Below are 15,148 nucleotides of genomic sequence, written 5' to 3' on the forward strand. Positions count from 1 at the left end.
CCGCACCAGAGGTCGGTCTCCTCGGTCTGCGACCTCAGGGGCAGCGACCAGCTCCCATCCCTTCACATGGTTCGCCGTTGCCGGCACGTGGGTCGTCGCCACCAACGCGTCCCCGTCCGTTGCCGTGGCCGTGCCGGCCGTGACCGGCCCGCGAGCCGTGATCGTCACCACCGTCGCCGATCCCGACCATGCCCTTGCCGGGTTGTCGACCACCTGCCGCATCGACAGCAGCGCGCCGGTGTCCTGCGGCCGCTCATGGTCGACGCCTGCGCTCGGCACCGGCCGGCACACCGTCACGGTCACGGTCACGGACCCGGCAGGAGCGACCAGCACCCAGTCCGTGGCGTGGGTCGTCGACACCGCCGCACCCACGGTCACCCTGACCGCGCTGCCACCCGTCCTTCTCGGCACAACCCTGTCCGTCTCCTGGACCGGAGCGGACGCCGGCGGAGCGGGCCTGGCCTCCTACGACGCCCGGGTGCGCACGGCCGCCCTCGGTACCGGCCTCGGCGGGTACGTCTCCCCTCCGTCCTGGCAGGGACGCACCACCGCCAGCCTGTCGACCATCGTCCCCGCCGGGACGACCGCATGCCTCTCCGTCCGCGCCCGTGACAGAGCGGGCAACCTCGGCGGCTACAGCGCAGAGCGCTGCACGTCCTCCGTGGTGGACGACCGCAGCCTTCGCAGCACGGGCAGCCGCGGCACCGGCGCCGGCTACCTCTACGGCACCTGGACCATCGCCCGCGGCAGCGCCCAACAGCTGGTCTCCGCGACCGTCGTGACCCGACAGATCGGGCTGTACGTGACGGGCTGCCCGACGTGCGGGTCCGTCGACGTCTACATCGGCCCCACCCGTGTCGGCCGACTCTCCACAACCACCCCGACCACGAGCCTGCGCCGCGTCCTCTGGCTACCAGCCTTCGCCACCCGCAGCGGAGCCCTGACCCTGCGCCCAGTCTCCTCCGCCCCGGCTATCATCGACGGCGTCGCCATCCTGAAGTAGCCGGGATCGACGCAGGTCCCGCGCACCTCGGGCAGGCCCTTCCGGGCTCATGACGACCGACGATGCTGCGTGTCGGATTCCCGTCAGCACGAGCGAAGGGCGCCACGACGCCCTTGCGGCTCGGCCCGTCGTCGAGGGAGCAGGGGATCAGGGGATCAGGGGGATCAGGGGGTGACGATGGCGTGGATGACCGCCTGCAGCCCCGACAGCGTGTCGCCGGGCAGGAAGGTGTCACACCAGGGCAGCGCGGCGGCCATGGACCCGACCAGCGGCTCGTAGCCGGGCACCCCGGCCCGCGGGTTGACCCACACCACGCGGTGGGCGCGCCGGTGCACGCTGCGCATCACCTGCGCCAGCGCCTGCGGGGGGTCGGCGTCGCAGCCGTCCGAGGCGATGACGACGACGGCCCCACGCAGCGCGTGGCCGTGCCGTGAGCGCAGGAGGGCGCGCAGACTGGCGGCGAGGTGGGTGCCGCCGTACCGGTCGTCGACGAGTCGCGTGGCTCCCGTCACGGCCTCGGCGGCGGAGCGGTGGCGCAGGGCCGCCGTGACCCGGGTGAGCCGGGTCGAGAAGACGAAGGCCTCGGCGCGGCCGCCGAGGGCGAGCGCACGCAGCAGGTGGAGGTAGGCCGTGGCGTAGGGCTGCATCGACTGGCTGACGTCGGCGATGACGACGACCGGCCGCGGCCGGCGCACCGGCCGGGTGCGCACGAGGACGACCGGCTCCCACCCCGTGCGGCGTGAGGCGGCGAGCGTCTCGCGCAGGGCCACCCGGTCACCCCGCGGGTGCGGTCGACGCCGTCGCGAGGGCCGCGTGGGCCAACGGGGCAGCACGCCCTCGAGCCAGGCGCCGACCAGGGCCAGCTGCGCCTCGTCGAGCTCGTCGAAGGGGGTGTCGCGCAGGCCGGCGACAGCGCTCGGCAGCCGCTCGGGCACGAGCTGGCCCTCGTCGGCGGTGTCGGCCGGGGCGACCACGGGGGGCAGCGTGTGCCACGGCAGGCCCTCGCCGTCGACCTCCGGCCCGTCGACTCCCCGGACGCTGGCGAGACGGTCGGTCGGCGAGCCCGCACCGGCCGGCGCCCGACGGCGGCCCTCGAGGGGCAGCGCCGCGTCGCGGAAGACCGCGTCGAAGACGTCGTCGAAAGCGGCGAGGTCGTCGTGCCGGGTGACGAGGGTGAGGCGGGCCGACCAGTAGAGCGTGCCGACGTCACGTGGGGGAGCGGCCTCGAGGGCGCGCGCGAAGGTCCCGAGGGCCGCGAGACTGACGGGCAGACCGCGTCGGCGCAGTGTCGCGCCGAGGCCGGTGACGAAGGCCGCCCGGTCGACCGGGTGCAGCACGGACGTCGCACCGGCCACCAGGCCGTGGGTCACCAGGCGCCCTCGGCCAGCGCCGCGGTCACGAGCTCGCGGTCGTCGGGGGTCTTGGCCAGCGCACCGAGAGTGAGGCCGACCCGGTCGCCCAGGTCGTCACGCACCAGCTCGGAGACCCCGAGCACTGAGAGCGCCGCGACCCAGTTGACCGCCTCGGAGATGCCGGGGGCCTTGTCCACCCCGAGGCTTCGCACGTGGCCGACGAAGGCGGCCGCCGACGCGATGAGCGACCCGGATGCGGTGGGCACGGTGCGGCGCAGGATCTCGACGACGCGCTCCGGCGCGGGGTACTCCAGCCAGTGGTAGAGGCACCGACGGCGCAGGGCGTCGTGCAGGTCGCGGCTGCGGTTGGAGGTGAGGACGACGACCGGTGGCTGCGCGGCCCGGAAGGTGCCGATCTCGGGCACCGTCACAGACCCCTCCCCGAGGAACTCCAGCAGCAGGGCGTCGAACTGGTCGTCGGCCCGGTCGACCTCGTCGATGAGCAGGACCGGCGGGCGCGGCCCGTCGTAGCGGACGCAGCGCAGGATGGGGCGCTCCTGGAGGAACTCCTCGGCGAAGAGGTCGGCCTCGGCGAGCCGCTCGTGGTTGACCTCGGCGAGACGGATGGCCATGAGCTGGCGCTGGTGGTTCCAGTCGTAGAGCGCCTCGGCGGCCGTCAGTCCCTCGTAGCACTGCAGGCGCACGAGCGGGGCGTCGAGGGCGCGGGCGAGCACCTGGGCGGCCGCGGTCTTCCCGACCCCGGGCTCACCCTCGAGCAGCAGCGGCAGCCCGAGCTCGAGCGCGAGGAAGACCGCCGTCGACAGCCCCTCGTCGGCCAGGTAGTCCTGCGCGTCGAGCCGCGCCCGCACGTCGGCCGCGTCGCGGACCGGGCCGTGGTCTGTCACGAGGCCTGCGACGCGAGGAAGGTCTCACGGCACCCCGGGTGGCAGAACCACTGCGTCACCCCGTCCACCACCGCGGACGGCGTGTCGGCCGCGACGGTCACGGTCATGCCGCAGACCGGGTCGACCGCGGTGGTCGGCGACGGGGGCGCCGACGGGCGGGTGGCGGTCAGGCCGTCGACGCGGATCGCCCGCACGACGCCGGCGACGACCGACAGCGCGATCTCGGGGGCGGTGCGGGCCCCGATGTCGACACCGGCGTGGGTGTGCACCCGGGTGCGCTCCTCGGGCGTCAGCCCCAGCTGCTCGAGCAGCACCCGGCCGCGGGTGCGGCTGCAGACGAGGGCGACGAAGCCGACGCCGGCGTCGAGGCCGGCCCGCACCTGCGCGGCCTCCATCCCGTCGTGGCTCGAGACGACGAGCGCCGTCGCCCCCGCCACCCCGGTCCCGGCACCGGCCCGGTCGACGGCGAGCCCGACGGCCTGCGCCATGACGGCCACCGCGTCGGCCACCGGCGACGACCCCACGACGTGGAGCCGGGCCGGCGGCAGCTGCGGCTCGAGGTAGATCTCGAGCGCCCCGCCGGAGAGGCACGGGTTGACGACGACGGTGGCCCCCGGGCTCGACGGGAAGCCGGCCGCGCCGTCGGGCAGCACCCGCAGGAGCAGCCCCTCACCCGACGCGAGCACGTCGAGCGCGGCCGTGCGGACCGAGCCGGTGGCGCAGTGGCCCCCGACGAAGCCCTCGACCGAGCCGTCGGCGAGCACGATCGCCCGGTCGCCCGCGTGGGCTGACGTGGGCTCCTGCGCCCGCACGACGGTGGCCCGCACGAAGGGGATGCGCTCGCGGGTGAGCTGGTCCATGCGGTCGCTGATGGCGGCGGTCACGGGTGGGGTCTCCTAGATCGGGGGAGTGGCCTGGCCGCGCATGGCGTCCCACACCCGCGAGGGCGTGAGCGGCATGTCGGCGTGCCGCACCCCATACGGCTTGAGGGCGTCGATGACGGCGTTGACCACCGCAGGTGGTGAGCCGACCGTGGCCGACTCGCCCACGCCCTTGGCGCCGATGGGGTGGTGCGGGGACGGCGTGACGGTGTGGCCCGTCTCCCAGTGCGGCACCTCCAGGGCCGTGGGGATGAGGTAGTCCATGAAGGACCCGCTGAGGCAGGTGCCGTTCTCGTCGAACGAGATCATCTCCATCAGGGCCATGCCGACGCCGTCGGTGAGGCCGCCGTGCACCTGCCCCTCGATGATCATCGGGTTGATCCGGGTGCCGCAGTCGTCGACGGCGACGAACCGCCGCACCTTCACCTGGGCGGTGCCGGGGTCGATGTCGACGACACACAGGTAGGCGCCGAAGGGGTAGGTCAGGTTCTCGGGGTTGTAGCAGATCTGGGCCTCGAGACCCCCTTCGATCCCGTCGGGCAGGTCGGCGGCGCCGTGGGCGCGCATGGCGATGTCCTGGATCGTCACCGACCGGCCGGGGTCGCCCTTGACGTGGAACGAGCCCTTGTCCCAGTCGAGGTCGGCGATCGAGACCTCGAGCATGCCCGAGGCGATGATCCGCGCCTTGTCGCGGACCTTGCGGGCCACGAGGGCCGCCGCGGCGCCCGACACCGGGGTCGAGCGACTGCCGTAGGTACCGAGGCCGAAGGGCGTGTTGTCGGTGTCGCCGTGCACGACGTCGATGTCCTCCGGCGGGATGCCGATCTCCTCGGCGATGATCTGCGCGAAGGTCGTCTCGTGGCCCTGGCCCTGGCTCTGGACCGAGAGGCGCACGACCGCCTTGCCGGTGGGGTGCACCCGCAGCTCGCAGCCGTCGGCCATGCCGAGCCCGAGGATGTCCATGTCCTTGCGGGGGCCGGCGCCGACCGCCTCGGTGAAGAACGACAGGCCGATGCCCATGAGCTCGCCGCGCTCGCGCTTCTCCGCCTGCTCGCGACGCAGCTCGTCGTAGCCGGCGATCTCGAGGGTGAGGTCGAGCGCCCGCTCGTACTCCCCCGAGTCGTAGACCCACCCGGTCTTGCTCGTGTAGGGGAACTGCTCGGGCTGGATGAGGTTCTTGCGGCGCAGGGCCACCGGGTCCATCTCGAGGTCGTAGGCCAGGCAGTCGACCAGCCGCTCGACGAGGTAGACCGCCTCGGTGATGCGGAAGGAGCAGGCGTAGGCGACACCTCCCGGCGCCTTGTTGGTGTAGACGGCCGTCATGTGGCAGTAGGCCGCGTCGATGTCGTAGCTGCCGGTGAAGACCCCGAAGAAGCCGGCGGGGTACTTCACCGGGGACGCCACCCCGTTGAAGGCGCCGTGGTCCGCCAGCACGTGGGTGCGGATCGCGAGGATCTTGCCCTCCTTCGTCGCCGCGATCTCGCCGCGCATGATGTAGTCGCGGGCGAAGCCCGTGCTGACGAGGTTCTCGCTGCGGTCCTCCATCCACTTCACGGGCTTACCGGTCAGCAGCGATGCCACGATGGAGCAGACGTAGCCCGGGTAGATCGGCACCTTGTTGCCGAAGCCGCCGCCGATGTCGGGGGAGATGACCCGGATCTTGTGCTCCGGGATGCCGGCCACGATCGCGTAGAGGGTGCGGTGGGCGTGCGGAGCCTGGGTCGTCGACCACAGGGTGAGCTTGCCGCTGACCCGGTCCATGTCGGCGACGGAGCCGCAGGTCTCCATCGGGGCGGGGTGCACCCGGGGGTAGACCATGTCCTGCACCGTCACGACGTCGGCGGAGGCGAAGACCGCCTCGGTGGCGTCCTTGTCGCCGGTCTCCCAGTCGAAGCAGTGGTTGTCGGTCTTGCCCTCGAGGTCGTCCCGGATGACCGGGGCCTCGGGCGCGAGGGCGGTGCGCACGTCGACCACGGGGTCGAGCGCCTCGTAGTCCACGTCGATCAGCTCGAGGGCGTCGCGGGCGGAGTAGCGGTCCTCGGCGACGACGAACGCGACCTCCTGGCCCTGGAAGCGCACCTTGTCGGTGGCGAGCACCGCCTGCACGTCGTTGGACAGGGTCGGCATCCACGCCAGGCCCTTCTCGGCGAGCATCGCCCCGGTGACCACGAGCCGCACCTTGGGGTGGGCCTCGGCTGCGCTGGTGTCGATCGAGAGGATGCGGGCGTGGGCCAGTGGAGCCCGCAGGATGGCGAGGTGGAGCATGCCCGGCAGCTGCACGTCGTCGCAGTACTGCCCGAGGCCGCGGATGAAGCGCGGGTCCTCCTTGCGCAGCATCCGGCCGTATCCGACCGGCTTGTGGTCGTTGTCGGAGCGCTCGAGCTCGGCGAGGTCCTCGGCGACGGTGGGGCGGTCCTCGGTGACGGTCATGACGGGCTCCCGACGGTCTCGGCGCTGGCCAGCGCAGCGTTGTCGCGCTCCTTGGCGGCCGCCCACTGCACCGACCGCACGATCGAGGTGTAGCCGGTGCACCGGCAGATCTGGCCCGAGATCGCCTCGCGGATGGTCTGCTCGCTCGGGTCGGGGTCCTTGTCGAGCAGCGCCCGGCAGGTCATGAGCATGCCCGGGGTGCAGAAGCCGCACTGCAGGCCGTGGCACTGCATGAAGCCCTCCTGGACGGGGTCGAGCACCCCGTCCTGCTCGAGGCCCTCGACCGTGCGCACCTCGTGGCCGCCGGCCATCGCCGCGAGCACCGTGCAGGTCTTCACCGGCTCGCCGTCGAGCCAGGCGACGCAGGTGCCGCAGTTGCTGGTGTCGCACCCCCAGTGGGTGCCGGTGAGCCGCAGCTCGTCGCGCAGGAAGTGCACGAGCAGCATCCGCCCCTCGATCTCGCGCGTGACCTGCTCGCCGTTGACCGTCATCGACACCTGCATGGTCACTCGCTCCTGTCGCTGTTGCCGTTGACGCCCGGGGCGCCTGCGCGGATCCGCTCGACGGCTCGCCGCAGGGTGCGGCGGGTGAGCTCGTCGGCCAGGTGGCGCTTGTAGTCGGCCGTGCCGCGACCGTCGGTGGTGGGTGAGCAGGCCTGTGCCGCAAGGGCGCCCGCCTGCGCATACAGCTCCTCGGAGGGTGTGTGGCCACGCAGCGCCTCGGAGATGGACGGGATGCCCGTGGTGTTGGGGCCGACGGCCGCCAGACCCACGCGCGCGTCGGCGATGACGTCGCCGTCCATCCAGACCGCGCTGCCGACCGAGGTGACCGCCCAGTCACCGGCCCGCCGCTCGACCTTGGCGTAGGCGCTGGATCCGCCGGGGCGCAACGGGATCCGGATCTCGGTGAGCATCTCGTCGTGCCCCACGGCGGTCTCGTAGGGCCCGCGGTGGAAGTCCTCCATCGTCACCACCCGCTCGCCGCTCGAGCCGCGGATGACGCAGGAGGCGTCGAGCGTCGTGCAGACCGCCGAGAGGTCCTCGGACGGGTCGGCCTGGCAGAGCGAGCCACCGATGGTGCCGCGGTTGCGGACCACGGGGTCGGCGATGACGTTCTCGGCGTCGGCGAAGATCGGCAGCAGGGCCAGCAGCTCGGCCGACTCCAGCAGCTCGCGGTGACGGGTCATCGCACCGATCCGCACCTCGTCGGCGCTGATGCGCACGTAGCCGAGCTCGGTGTGCAGGTCGTTGATGTCGATGAGGTACTCGAGGTCGGTGAGCCGCAGCTTCATCATCGGGATGAGACTGTGGCCGCCGGCCACGAGCCGGGCCTCGTCGCCGAGCCTCTCGAGCAGACCGATCGCGTGATCGACGCTCGTGGCTCGTTCGTACTCGAACGGTGCTGGGACCTGCATGCGTGAGTCCTCCTCGACGACGGTGTCGTGGTCACTCTCGGGCGCCCTCACCGACTCGTCAACACCCGGTTAAGCGAAGGCTTGAATCGGACACCTTCAAGCACACCCCAAGCGGACGTCATCTTGGGGTTCCCCTTCTCACGACCTCGGGCCGACCAGGTTTTCGGTGGTCGAAATGCCCTACCTTCTCGAACGAAGGACCTGGCGTGGGGACCGGTCTCCTGACGTGCCCCTCGAATGCCGCGGTCGTCGTCGTCGCCGCCACCACCTGGGACGCGATGCGTGCAGCGCGGGCCCTCCAGGTGTCGTGGAACCCTCCTGCGGGTGCGGCCTCACTCAGCTCGAAGACCATCTCGGCGCAGGCGGCCACCCTGATGACCAGTGGGGCACCGGCGGTCGCGGACACGGCCGGCGCCGCGGTGAAGGCGATCGGTCGCGCCACCAGACGGATCGATGCCACCTACGACCTGCCCTACCTGGCGCACGCGGCGATGGAGCGGCTGGTGTGCACCGCCAGCGTCACGTCGACCGGCTGTGAGGTCTGGGCACCGACCCAGGCCCCCGGCCTCGCGGCCGCGACAGCAGCAGCCACCTGCGCCCTCCCCCGCCGCGGTGACGGTGCACACGACGCTGCTCGGGGGTGGGCTCGGACGCAAGCTCGAGACCGACTTCGTGGCGCTCGCCGTCCACGCGTCGAAGGCGGTGGGCGCGCCGGTCAAGGTGACGTGGTCCCGCGAGGAGGACTTCACCCACGACCAGTACCGGCCGATGGCCAGCATCCGCATCCGCGCCGGGGTCGACGCGGCCGGGTCGCCGAGCGGGTGGTGGGAGCTGCCCTACACGCTGCCCGACCGCCTGGTGGAGTACGTGCGGCATCCCGCCGCGGTCCCCGTCGGCTTCTGGCGGTCGGTGGGCAACTCGCTCAACTGCTTCGCGGTCGAGTCGGCCGTCGACGAGCTCGCCCTCGCCGCGGACATCGACCCCCTGGCCTACCGCCTCGGGGCGCTGGCGGCGCAGCCGCGGGCTGCTGCGGCGCTGCAGGCGGTCGCGACGATGTCGGCCCGGTCGACCCCACCCGCAGCCGGGCGGGCCAGAGGCCTCGCCATCACCTCGTCGTTCGGCTCCTACGCCGCCCAGGTGGCCGAGGTCAGCTCGGTGGCCGGTGCGGTCAAGGTCGAGCGGGTGTGGTGCGCGGTGGACTGCGGTGGGGTGGTCAACCCCGACACGGTGCAGGCCCAGATGCAGGGGGATCGTGCACGGTCTGACGGCCACGCTCTGGGGGAGGATGTCCTTCACCCAGGGGCAGGCCTCACCCGACAACTTCGACCGCTACCGCATGATGCGGATGCGCGACATGCCGGTGATCGCCGTGCAGGTGATGGCGAGCACGGCTGCTCCCGGAGGGGTGGGAGAGCCGGGTGTGCCGCCCATCGCCCCGGCGGTGGCCAACGCCTGGGCGCGGCCGACGGGCACGCGGGTACGCAGCCTGCCGATGCTGGAGGCCGCGGGTCAGAGCCTGACGCCGTCGTCGTCCTGGTCGCGCTCGAAAGGCTGCCGCAGGACGAGCAGGACGAAGCCGGCGACGGTCATGAGGATGCCGCCGACCATCCACCACCCGTTGCCGTCACGGTTGAACAGGATGAGGTAGAGGAACAGCAGGGGCCCACCGACGAGACCCGCGAGCATCAGCCAGAAGTGCTTGTCGTCGGACGAGGGCAGCGGGGCCGGTGGCGGGGGCACGAAGTGGTCGTGCTGGTCGGACTCGGGCACGTGCTGTCGCCAGGCCAGCCCGGACGCCGGCGCAGGCGAGGCGCGGGTCACCAGCGCGTCGGGGAGCGGGTCGGGCCTGTCGTCGTCCACGTCGCCGACGGTGTTGGCAGTGCCGGTGGTGCCGGTGGTGCCGGTGGTGCCGGTGGTCTGGACGGTCTCGACGGTCTCGGCTCCGGCGTCGGCTCCGGGAGGCTCGGCGGCGTGGTCGTCCGCATCGTCTGACGTGCTGGCGGCCTCGGTCGGGTCACCGAAGGGGTCGAGGCCGCGGGCATCCTCGTGCCAGTGGGCCATGATCGCGGCGAACTGCTCGTCGACGTCCTTGTCAGCCACCGGTCAGCCCTCCTGTGCGCTCAGACGCTCGATGAACCGCACCGACTCCTCGTGGATGAGCGGGGCATCGTTGTCGAGGGTCGCCACGTGGTAGGAGTCCTCGAGCCAGACCTCCCGCACGTCGGTGCTCGAGATCCTCGACAGGAACCACGCAGAGCTCAGCGGCGGCACGACGTGGTCGACCCGCGAGTGCATGAGCAGCACGGGCTGGGTCACCTCGGGCAGGTCGCGCGAGACCTCGGCCCACGCCTGCCGTTGCGAGTGCATCGCCTGGAGCGGGTTGCGGTCGTAGCCGAGCTCGGGCTCTCCGCCGGTCTTCTTGATGTCGCCCACCACGCCCGGCAGCGAGGGGACCAGGTGCCGCAGCACCGGCAGCAGGGGCAGGGCCTTGTTGTCGTGCTTGAAGACGGGGTTGACCAGCAGCAGACCACTGACTCGGGGCCCGTGCTCGATGGCGAGCTTGGCCGCGAGCAGCCCACCCATCGACAGACCGGCCACGAAGACGTGTCGGCAGGTCTCGTGCAGCTCACGGAACTCGCTGTCGAGGGCGGCGTACCAGTCAGGCCAGCGGGTAGTGGCGAGCTCCTTCCACGTCGTGCCGTGACCGGGCAGGCGGGGCAGCCGCACGCTGTAGCCGGCGTCGGCCAGGTGCTGAGCCCACGGGCGCACCCCTTGGGGGGACCCGGTGTAGCCGTGGCTGACGATCACGCCGATGTCGCTGCCGTCGTGGCTGAACGGCTCAGCACCGGGCATCACGGACACGAAGGAGCCTTCCCGGGGAGTCGTCGCTGGACCGCGCGAGACGACGAAGCCCCTCGCACGAGCCACATCGTCGCACGAGCGGCTGGGCGCCCGATAGTGCCCCACCGTGCCGTAGAGTGCGGCTCGTCCCAACAGGAGTGACGGAGGACCTGCAGTGTTCTACTGGGTGCTGAAGAGGATCATCCTCGGGCCGATCCTGCGGGTCCTGTTCAGACCGTGGGTCGAGGGTGCCGAGCACGTCCCCGAGTCGGGGGCCGCGATCTTCGCGAGCAACCACCTCTCCTTCTCCGACTCCTTCTTCCTGCCGCTCAACGTGTCGCGGCGGATGACCTTCCTCGCCAAGTCCGACTACTTCACCGGCAGCGGGCTCAAGGGCCGGCTCACTGCTGGCTTCTTCCGGGGCGTCGGGCAGGTCCCGGTCGACCGCTCGGGCGGCTCGGCGAGCGAGGCCGCCCTGCGCTCCGGGCTGAAGGTGCTGCGCCGCGGCGACCTGCTCGGCATCTACCCCGAGGGCACCCGCTCGCCCGACGGCCGTCTCTACCGCGGCCGCACGGGCATCGCCCGCATGGCGCTCGAGAGCGGCGCACCCGTGCTGCCGGTCGCGATGATCGGCACCGACAAGGCCCAGCCCACGGGCAAGATGGTGCCCAAGATCATGAGGATCGGCATCCGCATCGGCGCGCCTCTCGACTTCTCCCGCTACGAGGGCATGGAGAACGACCGCTTCGTGCTGCGCTCGATCACCGACGAGATCATGTACGAGCTCATGCTGCTGTCAGGGCAGGAGTACGTCGACGAGTATGCGACGTCGGCCAAGGACCGGCTGCTCAAGGCGGCCCGGATCAAGGCGCGTGAGCTGCAGGAGGCGGCCAAGCCGGGCGCTGCGGCCCGCGAGCTCGAGGAGGCGCTCGAGGAGGCCGACGAGTCTGTCCCTCTCGCCACGGCGAAGGCCGTTGGTGGCCCAGGTGGCTCAGGTGGCCCAGGTGCTCCAGCTGGCCCAGGTGATGAGGGCAAGAGCCCGGCCCACCACCGAGCCGCGAGCTGAGCCAGGGGGCTCAGCCGACGTCGGTGCCCGACCCGGCGTCGCGCAGCTTCTGCAGGACCCGCCCGTCGATCTGCCCGGGGACGAGCAGCAGCTCGTAGTTCTCGACTCCCGCCCACGACGCGAGGGCCTCGTCGACGCCGGCCCCCGTGTGGCCGAGAGCGGAGAGCCGTGCCGTGACCTCGGCTGCCAGCTCGGGGTCCAGCGGGCACAGGTCCTGCGGCTTCCCGAAGTAGAGGTCGCTGAGGTCGAGCAGCTCCACCAGCCTGGACGGGGCCGCAGGGTCGTCGTCGACGCGCAGGTCGACCGCGACACCCGACTGGTCGTAGCCCGCTCCCGGACTGGCGACCACGAGCGCCGCCGACTGCCGACCCCTCGCGTCGCCGCCCGCGGCATCGCCCGCCAGCAGGGCCGCGACCAGCCGTCGGGCCAGTGGCTGGCCTGCCGCCTCGAGGAAGGCGTCCTGCATCGCCGTGACGACCTGCTCACCCACGAGGATGTTGCCCTGGATGGCATACCGGGTGGTCGTGCCGTCCTCGCCGACCTCGCCGGCGACCCCACCGGCCCAGTCGTTGCATTCCGCCCCGGTGAAGGTGGCCTGGCCGCTCGCCGAGACCACGCCTAGCTGCCGCTCGGCCCGCCCCTCGTCGGCAGCGGTCACCCGCTCGACCGCCTCGGTGGCGGAGACGCCCAGCTCGAGCAGCCGCAGCACGTCCGCCCGGTAGGACACCTTGGCGAAGGCCTGCGTCGCGACGCCCCCGACCTCGAGGCGCACCTGGGGCACCACGGACCCGACGGCGAGGAACTTGCTGGCGACGGCGACGCCGTAGGACGAGCCCTGTCGGGCCACGATGGAGAAGGTCATCGTCGGACCCTAGCGCCGCGTCGGCGCGACCGGCATACGGACCTCGGCGGAGCCGTCTCGCCGGCGCTCCTAGACTTCACCTCGTGAACCAGCAGGACAGTGCGCTCTTCCGGACCGAGCTCGAGGAGGCGGGCCGCAGGCTCGTCGCGGCGCAGCAGCCGCAGTGGCCCGACGCCGACGCCGTGCGGGCGGCCGTCGACACCCTCGCGAGCTGCCCACCGCTGGTCTTCGCCGGTGAGTGCGACGTGCTGCGCGCCCGGATGGCCTCGGCCGCCCGGGGAGAGGCCTTCGTGCTCCAGGGTGGCGACTGCGCCGAGACGTTCGCCGACGCCACGGCCGACAACATCCGCGACCGCATCAAGACGCTGCTCCAGATGGCGGCCGTCCTGACCTACGGCGCGTCGGTGCCGGTCGTCAAGATCGGGCGCATGGCCGGGCAGTTCGCCAAGCCGCGCAGCTCGGGGAACGAGACCCGTGAGGGCGTCACGCTGCCGGCCTACCGCGGTGACATGGTCAACGACTTCGCCTTCACGCCGGAGGCGCGCCGACCCGACCCGCAGCGGCTCGTGCAGGCCTACCACGCCGCCAGCTCGACGCTGAACCTCGTGCGCGCGTTCACGATGGGCGGCTTCGCCGACCTGCGGCACGTGCACGACTGGAACAAGGGCTTCGTCGCCAACGCCGCGAACTCCCGCTACGAGCGGCTCGCCCACGACATCGACAAGGCCATGCGCTTCATGGCGGCGTGCGGCGCCGACTTCGACAAGCTGCGCACGACGGAGTTCTTCTCCGCGCACGAGGCGCTCTTGCTCGACTACGAGCGGCCGATGACGCGCATCGACTCGCGGAGCGGGCTCGCCTACGACACGTCGGCGCACTTCGTCTGGGTGGGGGAGCGCACCCGCGACCTCGACGGCGCGCACATCGACTTCGTCTCGCGCATCCACAACCCGATCGGCATCAAGGTCTCCAACAAGGCCGACCCGACCGACCTGCTCAAGATCATCGACAAGGTCGACCCGCACCGCGAGCCCGGGCGCCTCACGCTCATCACCCGGATGGGCTGCCAGAACGTGCGCGACGCCCTCCCCCCGATCGTCGAGGCCGTCACCGCCTCCGGCGCGGAGGTGACGTGGATCTGCGACCCCATGCACGGCAACACGTTCGAGTCGGTGAGCGGCTACAAGACGCGCAACTTCGACGACGTCGTCGACGAGGTGCGCGGCTTCTTCGACGTGCACCAGGCCCTGGGCACCGTTCCCGGCGGGATCCACGTCGAGCTGACCGGCAACGACGTCACCGAGTGCCTCGGTGGAGCCGAGAAGATCCTCGACGCCGACCTCGCCAACCGCTACGAGACGGTCTGCGACCCGCGGCTGAACCACCAGCAGAGTCTCGAGCTGGCCTTCCTCGTCGCCGAGATGCTCGGGCGCGACTGAGCCCGCCCCCAGCTCACCCGCCCCGAGGGCGGCGCCGTCCGGCGTGCCGGGTGAGGATGGCGAGGTGCCAGAGCTGCCCGAGGTCGAGTCCGCCCGCAAGGTCATCGAGAAGGCGGCGCTTCAGCGCACCATCGCCGACGTCGACGACACCGACACCTTCGAGTGCCGCCCGCACCACCCGGGGGAGATCCGTGACGCCCTCGTGGGTCGCGAGCTGACCGCCGCCCTCCGGCGGGGCAAGAGCATGTGGTGCGAGACGTCGGGGCTGACCGACGACGACGGGCCGGGGCCTCGCCTGGGCGTGCACCTGGGGATGAGTGGCCGGATCCTCGTGGCGCCACCCGTCGACGCCGACGGGGACTCCTCCCGCAGCGGGCCGGTGCGGGAAGGCGGCGACTACGTCGGGTCGCGGCCGCGCCGGGGAGGCAGGCCGCCCAAGGATGTGTGGTTCCGCTTCACGCTGTGGTTCGAGGACGGCGGCTCGATGCGGCTGCTCGACACCAGGCGGCTGGGGCGGGTACGCCTGGAGCCGGACATCGACGCGCTCGGTCCCGACGCCGCCGAGATCACGCGCGCGCAGTTCCGGGCGAGCATCGGCAAGGGGAGGGCTCCGCTCAAGGCTCGGCTGCTCGACCAGAGCAAGATCGCCGGCATCGGCAACCTGCTGGCCGACGAGGTGCTGTGGCAGTCGCACCTGTCACCCCAGCGACCCTGCGGCGAGCTCACCACCGACGAGCTCGACGACCTGAGGAGGCACCTGCGCGCCTCGACGCGGACCGCCATCCGCAAGGGCGGGGTGCACACCGGCGAGATCGTGCGCCACCGCCGCCACGACGGGCACTGCCCGCGCTGCGGCGCCGAGATGGTGCGGGCCACCGTCGGCGGGCGCACCACCTGGTGGTGCCCGCAGGAGCAGGTGTAGCCGACGCGCGCGGGGCAGCAGCCGGGCCGAACA

At 72.2% G+C, this 15,148-nt stretch carries 14 protein-coding genes; 4 read left to right on the forward strand and 10 right to left on the reverse strand.

The genetic code is table 11. The annotated features are described in order from the left end of the window. The first annotated feature begins 139 nt into the window (after positions 1 to 139). Entirely contained in the window at positions 140 to 1,003 is an 864-nt protein-coding gene (locus V3N99_20405) for a hypothetical protein (GenBank protein MEO3939090.1), read from the forward strand. Between the two features lie 164 nt (positions 1,004 to 1,167). On the opposite strand, the gene V3N99_20410 is transcribed toward V3N99_20405, so the two are convergent. The 9 genes from V3N99_20410 to V3N99_20450 form a co-directional block, all read right to left on the reverse strand. Beyond that, positions 1,168 to 2,373: a VWA domain-containing protein gene (locus V3N99_20410; GenBank protein MEO3939091.1), complete on the reverse strand. Its 1,206-nt coding sequence runs from the start codon at positions 2,371 to 2,373 to the stop codon at positions 1,168 to 1,170. After that, complete coding sequence (locus V3N99_20415; protein ID MEO3939092.1) at positions 2,370 to 3,260, reverse strand: MoxR family ATPase; 891 nt, start codon at positions 3,258 to 3,260, stop codon at positions 2,370 to 2,372. Before V3N99_20415 ends, V3N99_20410 begins: the two co-directional genes overlap by 4 nt. After that, on the reverse strand, positions 3,257 to 4,144 hold the full coding sequence (locus V3N99_20420; protein ID MEO3939093.1) for an XdhC family protein: 888 nt from the start codon (positions 4,142 to 4,144) through the stop codon (positions 3,257 to 3,259). The genes V3N99_20415 and V3N99_20420 overlap by 4 nt, the downstream gene beginning before the upstream one ends. A gap of 12 nt (positions 4,145 to 4,156) precedes the next feature. Continuing rightward, positions 4,157 to 6,571: an aerobic carbon-monoxide dehydrogenase large subunit gene (locus V3N99_20425; GenBank protein ID MEO3939094.1), complete on the reverse strand. Its 2,415-nt coding sequence runs from the start codon at positions 6,569 to 6,571 to the stop codon at positions 4,157 to 4,159. Next, positions 6,568 to 7,074, reverse strand: coding sequence for a (2Fe-2S)-binding protein (locus tag V3N99_20430; GenBank protein MEO3939095.1), 507 nt, complete (start codon positions 7,072 to 7,074; stop codon positions 6,568 to 6,570). The genes V3N99_20425 and V3N99_20430 overlap by 4 nt, the downstream gene beginning before the upstream one ends. A 2-nt stretch (positions 7,075 to 7,076) precedes the next feature. Next, positions 7,077 to 7,985 carry a xanthine dehydrogenase family protein subunit M gene (locus tag V3N99_20435; GenBank protein ID MEO3939096.1) on the reverse strand — a complete coding sequence of 303 codons (909 nt, stop codon included), beginning with the start codon at positions 7,983 to 7,985 and terminating at the stop codon, positions 7,077 to 7,079. Positions 7,986 to 9,314: 1,329 nt separating this feature from the next. Further along, complete coding sequence (locus V3N99_20440) at positions 9,315 to 9,458, reverse strand: hypothetical protein (protein ID MEO3939097.1); 144 nt, start codon at positions 9,456 to 9,458, stop codon at positions 9,315 to 9,317. Positions 9,459 to 9,494: 36 nt separating this feature from the next. After that, complete coding sequence (locus V3N99_20445) at positions 9,495 to 10,085, reverse strand: hypothetical protein (GenBank protein MEO3939098.1); 591 nt, start codon at positions 10,083 to 10,085, stop codon at positions 9,495 to 9,497. A 3-nt stretch (positions 10,086 to 10,088) separates the two neighbouring features. Then, positions 10,089 to 10,838 carry an alpha/beta fold hydrolase gene (locus V3N99_20450; GenBank protein ID MEO3939099.1) on the reverse strand — a complete coding sequence of 250 codons (750 nt, stop codon included), beginning with the start codon at positions 10,836 to 10,838 and terminating at the stop codon, positions 10,089 to 10,091. A 163-nt stretch (positions 10,839 to 11,001) separates the two neighbouring features. On the opposite strand from V3N99_20450, the gene V3N99_20455 reads away from it, so the two are divergent. Continuing rightward, positions 11,002 to 11,892: a lysophospholipid acyltransferase family protein gene (locus V3N99_20455; GenBank protein MEO3939100.1), complete on the forward strand. Its 891-nt coding sequence runs from the start codon at positions 11,002 to 11,004 to the stop codon at positions 11,890 to 11,892. 10 nt (positions 11,893 to 11,902) lie between these two features. Here the strand turns inward: V3N99_20455 and V3N99_20460 are convergent, their stop codons facing one another. Then, on the reverse strand, positions 11,903 to 12,754 hold the full coding sequence (locus V3N99_20460) for a DUF1028 domain-containing protein (GenBank protein ID MEO3939101.1): 852 nt from the start codon (positions 12,752 to 12,754) through the stop codon (positions 11,903 to 11,905). An 83-nt stretch (positions 12,755 to 12,837) separates the two neighbouring features. On the opposite strand from V3N99_20460, the gene V3N99_20465 reads away from it, so the two are divergent. Beyond that, positions 12,838 to 14,193 (forward strand): 3-deoxy-7-phosphoheptulonate synthase class II, encoded by a 1,356-nt coding sequence (locus V3N99_20465; protein MEO3939102.1) that lies wholly within the window; start codon positions 12,838 to 12,840, stop codon positions 14,191 to 14,193. Positions 14,194 to 14,257: 64 nt separating this feature from the next. Then, positions 14,258 to 15,115 (forward strand): DNA-formamidopyrimidine glycosylase family protein, encoded by an 858-nt coding sequence (locus V3N99_20470; protein ID MEO3939103.1) that lies wholly within the window; start codon positions 14,258 to 14,260, stop codon positions 15,113 to 15,115. Positions 15,116 to 15,148 lie beyond the last annotated feature (33 nt).

The organism is Dermatophilaceae bacterium Soc4.6, assembly GCA_039889245.1.
Classification (GTDB): Bacteria; Actinomycetota; Actinomycetes; order Actinomycetales; family Dermatophilaceae; genus Lapillicoccus.

Excerpts from the sequence above, each read along its gene's own strand:
- V3N99_20425 (MEO3939094.1), bottom strand. The coding sequence starts at position 6,571 with ATGACCGTCACCGAGGACCGCCCCACCGTCGCCGAGGACCTCGCCGAG.
- V3N99_20430 (MEO3939095.1), bottom strand. The coding sequence starts at position 7,074 with ATGCAGGTGTCGATGACGGTCAACGGCGAGCAGGTCACGCGCGAGATC.
- V3N99_20435 (MEO3939096.1), bottom strand. The coding sequence starts at position 7,985 with ATGCAGGTCCCAGCACCGTTCGAGTACGAACGAGCCACGAGCGTCGAT.
- V3N99_20450 (MEO3939099.1), bottom strand. The coding sequence starts at position 10,838 with ATGCCCGGTGCTGAGCCGTTCAGCCACGACGGCAGCGACATCGGCGTG.
- V3N99_20460 (MEO3939101.1), bottom strand. The coding sequence starts at position 12,754 with ATGACCTTCTCCATCGTGGCCCGACAGGGCTCGTCCTACGGCGTCGCC.